The organism is Rhodococcus indonesiensis, assembly GCF_047782815.1.
Lineage (GTDB): Bacteria > Actinomycetota > Actinomycetes > Mycobacteriales > Mycobacteriaceae > Rhodococcus > Rhodococcus indonesiensis.
The window spans coordinates 2,008,642-2,021,310 of the sequence record NZ_CP180630.1 but is presented as its reverse complement, the minus strand read 5'-3'; the positions used below and the strand labels follow the sequence as shown (position 1 = coordinate 2,021,310).

General features: G+C 71.3%; 6 protein-coding genes and 1 tRNA gene. 4 read left to right on the top strand and 3 right to left on the bottom strand.

Annotation, left to right across the window (positions count from 1 at the left end):
* Positions 1 to 11: 11 nt before the first annotated feature.
* Entirely contained in the window at positions 12 to 9,266 is a 9,255-nt protein-coding gene (locus tag ACM26Y_RS09470; protein ID WP_416063302.1) for a fatty acid synthase subunit beta domain-containing protein, read from the bottom strand.
* Between the two features lie 410 nt (positions 9,267 to 9,676).
* Between ACM26Y_RS09470 and ACM26Y_RS09465 the strand changes: the two genes are divergently transcribed.
* The 4 genes from ACM26Y_RS09465 to ACM26Y_RS09450 all read left to right on the top strand — a co-directional run bounded on the left by ACM26Y_RS09465 (position 9,677) and on the right by ACM26Y_RS09450 (position 11,151).
* On the top strand, positions 9,677 to 10,180 hold the full coding sequence (locus ACM26Y_RS09465) for an HNH endonuclease (protein WP_416063301.1): 504 nt from the start codon (positions 9,677 to 9,679) through the stop codon (positions 10,178 to 10,180).
* Positions 10,181 to 10,194: 14 nt separating this feature from the next.
* Positions 10,195 to 10,280, top strand: a tRNA-Leu gene (locus ACM26Y_RS09460).
* A 68-nt stretch (positions 10,281 to 10,348) separates the two neighbouring features.
* Positions 10,349 to 10,768 (top strand): hypothetical protein, encoded by a 420-nt coding sequence (locus ACM26Y_RS09455; protein WP_003938948.1) that lies wholly within the window; start codon positions 10,349 to 10,351, stop codon positions 10,766 to 10,768.
* Complete coding sequence (locus ACM26Y_RS09450) at positions 10,765 to 11,151, top strand: DUF3817 domain-containing protein (RefSeq protein WP_416063300.1); 387 nt, start codon at positions 10,765 to 10,767, stop codon at positions 11,149 to 11,151. Before ACM26Y_RS09455 ends, ACM26Y_RS09450 begins: the two co-directional genes overlap by 4 nt.
* 99 nt (positions 11,152 to 11,250) lie before the next feature.
* Here the strand turns inward: ACM26Y_RS09450 and rdgB are convergent, their stop codons facing one another.
* Both rdgB and rph read right to left on the bottom strand, forming a co-directional pair.
* Positions 11,251 to 11,868, bottom strand: a complete 618-nt coding sequence (gene rdgB, locus ACM26Y_RS09445; protein WP_416063649.1) for an RdgB/HAM1 family non-canonical purine NTP pyrophosphatase — start codon at positions 11,866 to 11,868, stop codon at positions 11,251 to 11,253.
* A gap of 1 nt (position 11,869) precedes the next feature.
* Positions 11,870 to 12,658 carry a ribonuclease PH gene (rph, locus tag ACM26Y_RS09440; RefSeq protein WP_010596763.1) on the bottom strand — a complete coding sequence of 263 codons (789 nt, stop codon included), beginning with the start codon at positions 12,656 to 12,658 and terminating at the stop codon, positions 11,870 to 11,872.
* Positions 12,659 to 12,669: the final 11 nt, after the last annotated feature.

Genomic DNA, 12,669 nt, shown 5'->3' with positions numbered 1-12,669 from the left:
GCGGCCGGCGGCTACTTGCAGCCGGGCAGACCCGAACGGTACACGTCGCCGTCGCCCAGTCGTGCCTGCGGCGAGAGCAGCACGTCCGCTTCGAGCTGGCGTGCCGCGTCGGCCGGCACCGAGTCCCCGCCGAAGCGGCGGTCGGCGGGCCGCTGGTACAGGGCCGCACCCCCGGTCATGGCCTCCGCGAGGCGGCGCTTACCGGCGACGGCGCGGGCCTGAGCCTGCTCGACGTAGGCCTGCCGGCGCTCCGCCGGGATCGCCTCGACGAACGCCTGCGGGTGGACCACCGCGATCAGCCCCGACACGTGGCCGAACCCGAGGCTGGTCAGCAGACCGGCCTTGAGCGCGTACTGCTCGCCGAAGCGGAGCGGGGTGCGCGGCCACACCAGGTGCTCGAACCCGGCCATCTTGTCGTCGACGCAGTCCAGGCTGCGGTTCGGCGGGACGATGCCCTGGCTGAGGACCTGGCACAGGCCGATCAGCTGGAACGCCGCCGCGCCGCCCTTGGCGTGACCGGTCAGCGACTTCTGCGACACCACGAACATCGGCGCACCGTCGCTGCGGCCCAGCGACCCCGCCAGGCGCTCGTGCAGCTCCGCCTCGTTCGGGTCGTTGGCCGCAGTGGAGGTGTCGTGCTTGGAGATCACCGCGATGTCGTCTGCGGTGACACCGAGCTTGCGCAGCTCCCGCGCCAAGCCCGACTCGAGCCCACCGCGGCCGGCGCCCAGGGCACCGATGCCCGGAGCCGGGATCGAGGTGTGCACGCCGTCGGCGAAGGAGCCGGCCCACGCGACCACACCGAGGACGGGCAGGCCCATCTCCAGTGCCAGGTCGCCGCGGGCGAGCAGGACCGTGCCGCCACCGGCGGACTCGACGAACCCACCGCGCCGGCGATCGTTGGCGCGGGAGAACCGGCGATCGCTGATGCCCTTGGCCGTCATGTCGTCCGACTTCGCGGTGGCCGACATGTCACCGAACCCGACGATGCCCTCGATACCGAGGTCGTCGAAGCCGCCGGCGACGACCAGCTGCGCCTTGCCCAGCTTGATCTTGTCGACACCCTCCTCGACCGACACCGCGGCCGTCGCGCACGCCGCCACCGGGTGCACCATCGCGCCGTAGCCACCGACGTACGACTGCACGACGTGCGCGGCGATGACGTTCGGCAGGGCCTCCTGCAGGATGTCGTTCGCGCGGGACTCGCCGAGCAGCGTGTCGATGTACAGCGACCGCATCGAGGTCATGCCGCCCATGCCGGTGCCCTGGGTGTTCGCCACGTACGAGGGGTGCACCCAGCGCATGAGCTCCGACGGGGTGAAACCGCTCGAGAGGAACGCGTCCACCGTGGTCACGATGTTCCACAGGCCCACCCGGTCCACGGACTCGGCCATGTCGGCGGGGATGCCCCACTTGGTGACGTCGAACCCGGTCGGGATCTGACCACCGACCGTGCGGGTCAGGTTCATCTTGCGGGGCACCCGGATCTCGGTGCCGGCCTTACGGGTGACGGTCCAGTCACCGCTGTCCGGAACCGACTGCGCGACGGTGTTCTCCGGGTCGGCGTCGACGAACGCGCGGGCCTCGGCCTCGGACCCGACCACGAACGACAGGTCCTTGTCCAGGAACACCGAGGTCAGCAGCGGCGCCGCATTGTCGATCATCGCGCCGTCGTCGCCGTAGCGGCGGATGCCGCAGCGCTCGACCACCGCATCGTGGTACCGGTCGGCGATCTCCGCCTCGGGCACCAGCTCGCCGGTCTCCGCGTCGTACCAGCCCGGGGTGGGATCGTTCTCCCATGCCACCAGACCCGTGACCCAGGCCAGCTCGAGCACACCGGCGGCCGACAGTTCCTCGTCGACCTCCATCTCGAAGCGGGTGCGGGCCGAGCCGTACGGGCCGAGCTCGCCGGCGCCGACGATGACCACCAGATCGGCGGGATCGACGTCGAGCGGCTTCCACTCCGGCGCGGGCGCCGTCGCGTCCAGGCGCGGCGGCGCGGGCAGCGCCGCGATGGTGACCTCGTCGGACTCGGTCTCGGCCGCGGCCTGCGCCTCGGCCTCCTCCTGAGCCTGCTTGGCCAGGGCCGGCAGGTCGATGTCGGCCTCGGACAGACCCCCGGTCAGGTCCGCCACCAGCGGCTCGACCGCAGCGGACTCCTTGGAGCCGGCGGTGACGAGCTTCAGCAGCTCGACGGCCATCTCGTCGGTCGACCAGGTGCGCACACCGGCGGCCTCGGCGGCCTCGACCAGCGGATCGTTGCCGCCCATCAGGCCCGTGCCCCGGACCCAGCCGATGAGGGCGTGAGCGAGGGTGACCCGCTCGGCCCACGTGCGCTCGGCGTGCCAGCGGTTGACGATCGCGTCCAGCGCGGCCTTCGCCTCGCCGTACGCACCGTCGCCGCCGAACTTGCCGCGGTTCGGCGAACCCGGCAGCACGACGTGCAGGTGGGTGTCGACGTCGCGGTCGTAGCCGATGTCGGCCAGCCCCGCGATGAGGCGCTCCACCGACCACAGCAGGACCCGCATCTCCATCTCGGCGCGGGCACCGGCGTCGGCCATCGACCCGACCACGCGCGGCGCGGCGAACGGGAACAGCAGCGTCGGGGTCAGGGCCTCCTTGATCAGCTTCTTGGCGCCGCCCGCGGTCTCCACGGTTTCGGTGCCGAGCCACTGCACCAGGGCGTCGACGTCGGAGTAGGACGCCATGTTGGCCGGAACCACCCACAGGGCCGCACCGGACCGCGCGTTGCCTGCGTACAGCTCCTTGTAGAAGCCGAGGCGGCTGTCGTTCAGGCTCGAGGTGGTGACCACGACCGTCGCGCCGCCGGCGAGCAGCTTCGCCGCGACCGCGGCCGCGATCCCGCCCTTGCTGGCGCCGGTGACGACGGCGACCTCGCCGGCGTACTCGGCGTCGCCGGTCTGCCGGGCAGCCGTCGCGATCGCCTCGAAGGTCCGCGCGAGTTCCGTGCGGCCCGCCTCGGTGGCCTTGCCCGCCCAGAACGTGGCGTGCGCAGCCACCGTGGCGCCCGCACCGGCGAAGCGCTCCGCGGCGATCTCGGCACCGAGCCACACGCGGGCCAGGTCCTCACGAGCCGTCGCCCACCGGTCGTCGATCAGCACGGCCTTGCGGGCATCGAACGCCGGCGCGACCAGCCGCGGCCAGTCGGAGCCCAGCTCCGCCGAGACCAGATCGACCAGTTCCGTGTCCGCCTTGTCCGCGAGGTCCGAGGCCGCGTCGGCCAGGCCCAGCTCGGACAGGATCAGGCGCGCGGTCTTGGCGAGCACACCGTTCGAGCCGGTGATGCCCTCGGCGAACTCGCCGAGCGCGGCAGCGTCGACGGTGGCACCGCCGCCGCCACCGGCGGACGGCATCGACACCGCGACACCGCGGCGGCCGGCGACCGACTGCACCGCAGCATCGATCAGCTTGTCGACGGCGCCGCCGTCGGACAGCGTGCCGTCGGACAGGCCGCCGAGCGCACCGCCGCGGACGGACGAACCGTCCCGGCTGCCGAGCGCGACCTCCGCGGTCACGTGCGACGCCCAGCCCTCGCCCAGGCCCCACACCTTGGTGACGCGGTCGGTGACGTAGGCGGGACGCTTGCCCGACGGACCGAACACCTTGCGCAGGTGGTCGTTGACGGAATCCGACAGCACCGGACCGAAGGGCCGGTAGGTGCGGGCCAGGCGATCGACCGTGGCGGCGAGCGCGCCCATGTCGGCGTCGGCGGCACCGTCGATGGCGCCGAGCGACAGCTCCGAACCGAGGTCGACGAGCAGCTGGTTGCGCCGCGAGGACACACCGTCGCACAGCGCCTCGATCGTGTCGGCGGGACCGACCTGATCCGGGCGCAGCTTCGTCCACAGGGCGATGAGCACCTTCGTGGCGTCGGCGGCCTTGAACGCGATGTCGTCCGGACGCGGGCCACCCGCCGGAGCGGCAGGTGCGGCGGCCGGAGCGGCAGCCGCAGCCGGGGCGGCCGCGGACGTCTCGGCCGAGGCCGGCTCGTCGTCCTCCACCGGCGCCGGATCGACGTCCGTGGAGTACACGACCGAGGCCTCGCGCTCGATGTTGAGCACCTCGACCGGCTGCCCGAAGCGGCCCGGCAGCTTCAGCGTCTGCGACGCCAGGTTCGCCACCGTCGGGGCGGCACCGAGGCCGACCTCGACGAACCGCTCGACGCCCAGGCCGCCGTCGGCCTCGTCGGCGAACAGCAGGTCCTGCGTCTCGATCCAGCGGACCGGGGACGCGAACTGCCACGCGAGCAGCTCGGCGAGCACGACGCGGCACAGCTTCGAGCGATCGGCCGCCCAGGTGTCGAAGTCCGCGAGGACCTCGGCCAGCGGCTCGGACGGCACCAGGTCGGCGATCTCCTGGACGAACTCCCGGCCCAGGTCGAACGGCTTGGGCACCAGGTTCGGGATGTAGCGGCCGATGAGGATGTCGGGATCGATCTGCTCCGGCAGCAGGTTCAGCAGGCGCTCCCGGAAGTCGTCCACGCCGCCGCGCAGGACGGTCGAGTGGAACGGCACGTCGATCCCCGGGACCAGGATGAACGCACGCTTGCCACCGAACTCGGCGACCTTGCGCTCGATCACGGACTCGAGGACCTCGAGGCCGGCGACCGTGCCGGCGATCGCGTACTGCGAGCCGCGCAGGTTCAGGTTGACGATCTGCAGGAACTCGCCGGTCTCCTCGGCGACCCCGGCGACGAACGCCTCGAGATCGGCGTCGGCGACACCGAACTGCGACGGGCGGATCGCGGCCATGCGGTAGTCCGAACGGCCGTGCTCGTCGCGCGGCACGAGGGCGTGCATCGCCGATCCGCGGCTGAACACCACCTCGAGCACCGCCTCGAGCGGCAGCACCCCGGCCACGGCGGCGAGGGCGTTGTACTCGCCCACCGAGTGTCCGGCCAGGAACGCGCCCTCGACGAAGGCGCCGGCCTCACGCAGTTCCGCGATCTGGGCGACGCCCAAGGTCGCCATCGCGACCTGCGTGAACTGGGTCAGGTGCAGCACGCCGTCCGGATGCTTGTGGGTGACCCCGCGGGCCTTGAGCACGGTCGGGTTGTCGCGCACCACGGCCAGGATGGAGAAGCCCAGGGCCTTTCGGGTGTGCTTGTCGGCGCGATCCCAGATCTCCCGGGCGGCCTTGCTGCGGGCACGGGCGTCCAGGCCCATGCCGGGACGCTGGATGCCCTGGCCGGGGAACGCGTACACCGTGCGCGGGGCAGCGGTGCGGCCGGTGGCGACCATCACCAGGTCGCCGTCCACGCGGCAGCCCACCTCGACGATCTCGGCGCCGCGGTCGGTCGCGATGCGGTCGACCCGCACGTCGATCTGCGCGCCGGGGCGCACCATGCCGAGGAACCGGGCGGTCCACGCCGTCAGGCGGCGGGCCGGCAGCTTGGCGTCGGACTCGAGGGCGGTCACGACCTGCTGGGCGGCGGCCGAGAGCCACATGCCGTGCACGATCGGGGTGCCCAGACCGGCCAGCAGGGCAGCGTTGTCCGAGGTGTGGATCGGGTTGTGGTCGCCCGAGACACGCGCGAAGGCGCTCATGTCGATCGGGGCGACGATCACGGCGTCGCGGCGGCGGCGACGTGGGGTCTCCACCGCGTCCTCGCTCACGGCACCGCCGGCGCGAACCGGATCGGCCAGCTCTGCCTTACCGGTGCGGCCGCGGATCGCGAAGCGCTCGATCAGCGTCGCGACCGTGGCGTCCCCGGAACCGTTGCCGTTGTCGGCGGTGATCTCGACATGCACCTCGACCACCCGGCCGAGGTCGGTGTCGACCACGTCCTGCACCTCGGCCTTGACACCCAGGATCGACGGCTCGGTCGGCAGACCGTCCTTCACGTCGACGGCGTGGTCGAGATGGACCAGGTCGAGCATGCCCTCGATCACCGACAGGCTGTCGTCGGTCTGCGCGGCGCCGAGCGCGGCGAACACCGCCGGCCAGCACGCGCCGACGAGGACGTCGGGCACACCGTGGGCACTCGGGGTCAGCGTCGACGGCAGTCCCGAACCGGTGACACCGGCATGGTCGGCGATCTTCTCCGGCAGCCAGCCGAGAGTGATGCGGGCCGCGCCCTTCTTCACCGCGGGCAGCTCCTGGCCGGCGGCGACACCGAGCAGCGCCGACATGGACGCCGACGCGTCCTCCGCGGTGACGACGGGAGCGCCACCGGTGTGCACGGTGGCCGGCACGGTCAGGCGGATCTCGACGGTCTTGTCCCCCGCGAGCGGCACCGTCAGGCCCACGTGCTCGGCGTCGAGAACGCTCAGGGTGGCGCCCGTCGCGGCGTGCACGGCGGCGGTGTCGGATTCGACGGACCACTCGTCCAGGTCACCGAGGCGGTGCACCGGGTTCACGGTCTGGCGGCCGGCCCAGTTCACATCCGGAGCCGACAGCACCGCGTCGAGCAGACCGGACGCGAAGTCCTGGTGACGACGAGCCGCGATCTGCACCGGCTCGACGCCGGCCGCGACCAGCTCGTCGACGGTGGCCTTCTCGAACCGGTCGAGCAGCTCACCGACGGGCTCGTCGGCGCGGGTGATGCCCGCGACGGCGACGGTGCCCGGGATGATGCAGACCTGATCTGCGCTGTAGCGCGGATCGTGGGCCTGCCACAGGGAATCGGACCGCCACCAGCGACGCACGTCCTGATCGACCACCGGCACGAAGTTCACCGGCTTGCCCGGGGTGCGGCACAGCGCGACGAAGAACGGGACGTCGGCCGGGTGCAGGACCACCGAATCGGCATCCGGGAACTGCCCGGTCAGCGTCGCCAGCGCCGCGTACGGCCGGTCGAGGGCCGCGTCGTCGGCGAACAGCGTCGGGATGGGGCCACGATCGGCCGGATGCAGACGGGACTCGGCACGCTGCAGCATCTCGCGGAAGCGCTCGCGCCAGGTGACGTCGATCCACGGGTTCTCGGCCGCGTCGGCCACCTCCTGCGAGCCGACTGCGAGCTCGAGGTAGCGGGCGAGCCACTGCCCGTAGGTCATCTCGGCGACGTCGCCGAAGTACGGCTTCGCGGTGACGTCCAGCGCAGCGATGATCTCGTCGCGGCGCGCGGCCACGGCCTCGGCGTCGCCGGCGACCTCGTCGAGCAGGCGGCCGGTGCGGGACGCCGCGTTGTCGATCTCGTGGATGTCCGCGCCCAGCTGGCTACGGCCGGAGGCCATGCCGCCGGAGGCGGTGCCGGCGCCGACCCAGTCCGGGGTGCCGGGGGTCTCGACGAGCATCCGCTTGACCTCGGGCGACGTGGTCGCCTCGAGCGTCGCCATCGCCGCGGTGCCGACCAGGATGCCGTCGAGCGGCATCGCCGGGAAGCCGTGGACGGTGGACCAGCGGCCGGTCAGGTAGTCGGCGGCCCGCTCGGGGGTGCCGATGCCACCGCCGACGCACAGCACCAGGTTGGACCGGGTGCGCAGCTCGGCGTAGGTGGCGAGCAGCAGGTCGTCGAGGTCCTCCCACGAGTGGTGGCCGCCGGCGCGGCCGCCCTCGATGTGGACGATGACCGGGTAGTTCGGCACCTCGTTCGCGATGCGGATCACCGAGCGGATCTGCGCCACGGTGCCCGGCTTGAACGCGACGTAGCTGATGCCGGCCTCGGTCAGCTCCTCGATGATCGAGACGGCTTCCTCGAGTTCGGGGATGCCGGCGGTGACGACCACACCGTCGAACGGCGCGCCCGCGGCGCGGGCCCGCGGCACGAGCCGCTTGCCGCCCACGTGCAGCTTCCACAGGTACGGGTCGAGGAACATCGAGTTGAACTGCACGGCGCGGCCCGGCTTGAGCAGCCCCTTCAGCTCCTCGACGTGGTCGGCGAAGATCTGCTCGGTGACCTGGCCACCGCCGGCGAGCTCGGCCCAGTGGCCGGCGTTGGCCGCGGCGGCGACGATCTTCGGATCGACGGTGGTCGGCGTCATGCCGGCCAGCAGGATCGGCGAGCGGCCGGTCAGGCGCGTGAAGGACGTCTCGACGCCCTGGCGGCCGTCGGGCAGGGTGACCGGCTTCGGCGCGAACGCGGACCACGGCTGCGGCACCTCGGGCTCGGCGCCCGGGGTCAGCAGGTTGCGCTGACCACCGCGGGTGGCGGCGGCGATGATGCCCACACCCTGGCCGCGCAGGCCCGAGCTGGTCATACGCGTCAGCAGCTCACCGGGACCCAGATCCAGGATCCACGAGGCACCGGCCGCGACGGCGTCGTCGACGAGGGCGACCCAGTCGACCGGGTCGACGAGCACTTCCTGCGCCAGCGAACGGGCGAGGTCGGCGTCCAGGCCGCAGCGAGAAGCCCAGTCGGCGACCTGCTCGACCGCGTCGGCCAGCGCGGGGTGATGGAATCCGATCTCGGCGGAGACCGGCTCGAAGGTGGGGGCGAACACGGCACCGCCGCGCTTCTTCGCCTCACGCTCGCGGGTCTCCGCGGCCGAGATCTCCTCGCAGCGCTGCTGCACGCGCGCCAGGGCGGCCGGCGGGCCGGACAGCACGACGCGGCGACGGGCGTTGCGGATGGCGACGACCGCGGAACGCTGCGGATCCTGGTCGGCGAAGACCTCGGCGACGACGGCGCGCAGACGCTCGGGGTCGACGTTCGCGACGGCGAGCATCGGGAAGCGCTCGGCGCCCGCGATGATGCCGCGGCGGCGGCCGACGAGGGTGGCAGCGGCACCGATGAGCTGGGCGATCGCGAGGATCTGCCCGTCCTTGGCGCCGGCGGCCTCGGTGGCCGCGACGGCGAGCACGCCCTGGGAGTGGCCGATCACGGCGGCCGGGGCCTGCGCGGTCACGTCGAGGCCCTGATTGGCCAGCGCGCGCAGCGCGGCCACCTGGGTCAGGAACACGCCGGGCAGTGACACCGCGGCGGAGGTCAGTGTGGTCTCGGAGGGGCCGGCGACGGGCGTCTCGTCCTCGTCGGCGACTTCCTGCTCGAGCATCCAAGCGATGGGGTCGAAGCCGCTCGGGCGCACCACGACGAGGTCGTGTGCGACGGGCGCGAGCAGCGCGTCGGCCTCGTTGACCAGTTCGGTCAGGACCGGCTCGAGTCCGTTGTCGCGGCTGAGCTCCTCGAGGGAGCTGAGCCACGGGGCACCCTGGCCACCGAAGGCGAGGGCGTACGGCTCCCCGGCGAGGAGCTTGTCGACCAGCGCACCCTTTCGGGAGGCGGGGCCGATCCCCCGGTCGCTGGTGCGTCGTGATGCCTTCGAGTTCCGTCCGTTGTCGGCTGGTGTGGTCTCGTCGATCGTCACGCGTGTAGTTCCTCTCCTGAACACCTCGAGGGCGTGGTTCTCTCGTTGGCCGCCCGCGCCGCCGTTGGCGTTCTGATGGCTCTGATCTGCTCGTTCGGGCTACCCAAGAGTGACACAAAATCATGAGGGGTTCCTCATGTTTTGTTCCGCGCGGGTTACCGGCAGCGGAAGGGCGCGTGAGATCACTCACAGCGGCCGAGAGAAGTGACTCGCCGGTAGGGAGAGTCGGCGCAGGCTGCACGGCTACGTGGACGTCCATCAACCTGAGGGAAGCCTCACGTTTATCGTTACACAATCGTTACCATCTTGACGGGCCGTGAAACGCGTGCATGAGGGCGTTTTCCGCGATTTGTCAGAACAGCCGGATACGATCCTCGTATCGAACACACATTCGATCCAGGGGGGTATGGATGAAGTACACGCGGGAAGTCCTGGAGGAGGCCGTGGCCGAGTCGGTGAGCGTGGCGGGGGTCATGCGCTATCTCGGACTGGTCCCGAGCGGCGGTGCTCACGCGCATCTGAGCCGGCGAATCAAGAAGTTCGGAATCGACACCTCCCACTTCACAGGTCAAGGACACATGATTGGCCGACCGCCGCGGAACCGCATGGAATGGACCGCTGTCCTCGTCTGCAAACCAATCGGCGCGGCCCGCGCGAAACCCAAGATGCTTCGCCGGGCATTGCTCGAGTCCGGCCGTCCCCACCAGTGCGAATCGTGCGGCATCGAGCCACACTGGAACGGGAGGAGCCTGACGCTCCACGTCGACCACATCGACGGCAATCCGAACGACTCCCGTCCCGAGAACGTCCGCTTCCTCTGCCCCAACTGCCACAGCCAGACGCCTACCTGGGCCGGGCGGCGGCGCTTCGGGAATCGGAGTGCCGAATCGTGCCCGGACAGCGATATCGCGTAATGTGACACGTGCTTGCGCGAGTGGCGTAACGGCAGCCGCGCCTGGTTTAGGTCCAGGTGTCCGAAAGGACGTGGGGGTTCGAGTCCCCCCTCGCGCACCACGTGACCTCCCCCACGGCCCTCGACCGCTCTTGGCAGGTCGAGGGGCCGCTCGGGTACTTTTGATGACGTGTCCGAAAACCGTCCGCCGCGTCGCCTTGCCCTCGTCGTACTGGTGACGGTCGCCGCGGCCGGTTGTCTCGGTCTCGGCTTCTGGCAGTGGACGCGGTTCGAGGCAGTGGGCGGCACGTTCCAGAACCTCGGTTACGCACTGCAGTGGCCCGCGTTCGCCTTCTTCTGCGTCTACGCCTACCGCCGGTTCGTGAAGCTCGAGACCGAGGACGCCGAGAGTCAGGCCACGGGAGCGCCGCGCGCGTCGGAACCGAAGGAACCCACCGAGATTCCCGAGGATCTCCTCCCCCAGCGGCCCCGAGCACAGATCGACCCGAATGCGGATGTCGATCCGGACGACCCCGAGGCCCGGCAGATGCTGGAGTACAACGATTACCTCGCGCAGCTGGCGCGCAGGTCCGATAGGAGCGCTCAGTGAGCACGACCCCCGAGCAGGCACCCGACCAGACGAGTGGTTCGACCGCGCCGCAGTCTCGACCGGAAGCCGACCGGAAGAAGATCGCCTCGGCCCTGACCCGGTACCGCGCGCTCGCTTGGATCACCGGCGTGTGGCTGCTCGTGCTCACCGGCGAGATGGTCGCGAAGTACATCCTGAAGGTCGAGAACGTTCCCGGCTGGATCGCCGTGGTCCACGGCTGGGTCTACGCGGTGTATCTCGTGCTCACGCTCGACCTGGCGATCAAGGTGCGCTGGCCCGCGGGCCGCACGATCGGCACCCTCCTCGCCGGCACCATCCCGTTCCTGTCGTTCTTCGTCGAGCACCAGCGCACTAAGCAGGTCAAGTCCGACTTCGGCGTCTGACGCCGGCCCATATTTACGCGATCGACCGGAATCCGCCCACGCCAGGGCGTGGGCGGATTCCGATTCTCCGCTCGAATCCCAGCTCGGCGCGACGGTCCTCTAGCGCGCGAGCGCGGCGAGGTCCGGTACGAGCTGCGCCAGCGCCCGCCCGCGGTGCGACGACGCGTCCTTCTCCTCGGCGCTGAGTTCGGCTGCGGTGCGGTCCTCGCCTTCCGGCCGGAACACCGGGTCGTAGCCGAACCCGTTGCCACCGCGGGGGCTGTGGACGATGGCGCCGCGCCACTCCCCGCGCACGACGTGCACCGCGGTCTCGCCGTCGTCACCGGGGACGGCGAGGGCGCAGGCGGAGACGAATGCCGCGCCGCGCCGCTCGTCGGGGACGTCCTGCAGCTGCCCGAGCAGCAGTTCGGTGTTGGCGTGGTCGTCGCCGTGCCGTCCCGACCAGCGGGCGGACAGCACCCCGGGCATCGCATTGAGCGCGTCGACCTCGATACCGGAATCGTCTGCGACGCACGGCATTCCGGTTGCCGCTGCGCCGTCGCGCGCCTTGGCGGCGGCGTTCTCCTCGAACGTCGCGCCCGTCTCGGGCGCTTCGTCGTAGGGCGGCACCGCGTCGAGGCCGACGAGGTCGATCCCGTCGATTCCGGCGGAGTCGAGGACGCGCTGCAACTCGCGCAGCTTCTTCGCGTTGCGACTGGCCACGAGCACCCGCACCATCTCAGACACCGAACTTCTTCCGGGTGCGCTCGGGTGTCACGGGCTGCGGGAGCGTGCCCGGGTAGGGCGCTTCGAGCGCCTGCTTCTGGATCTCGCACAGTTCGGCGATGCCGGCGAGCGCGGAGTCGAGCATCTTGTCGAGGGTGGAGCGTGCGAACGTCGCGCCTTCGCCGGTGCCCTGGACCTCGACGAGGGTGCCGGTGTCGGTGGCGATGACGTTCATGTCGACCTCGGCGCGCACGTCCTCCTCGTAGGGCAGGTCGAGACGGACGCGGCCGTCGACGACGCCGACGCTCACGGCGGCGATGGCACAGGAGATGGGCTGCGGGTCGGTCAGGCGCCCTGCCGCGCTCAGCCAGGTGACGGCGTCGGCGAGCGCCACGTAGGCGCCGGTGATGGCGGCGGTGCGGGTGCCGCCGTCGGCCTGCAGGACGTCGCAGTCGATGGCAATGGTGTTCTCGCCGAGGGCGGCGAGGTCGATGCAGGCGCGCAGGGCGCGGCCGACGAGGCGGCTGATCTCCTGGGTGCGGCCGCCGAGCTTGCCCTTGACCGATTCGCGTCCGCTACGGGTGTGCGTGGCGGCGGGGAGCATCGCGTATTCGGCGGTGAGCCAGCCGAGACCGGAGCCCTTGCGCCAGCGCGGTACGCCCTCTTCGACGCTGGCGGTGCACATGACGCGGGTCTGGCCGAATTCCACGAGCACCGAGCCCGCGGGGTGGTTGGTGAATCCTCGGGTGATCCGGATGGGGCGGAGTTCGTCGTCCGCTCTGCCGTCTTCTCGTGTGGTCACCCGGACGAGCC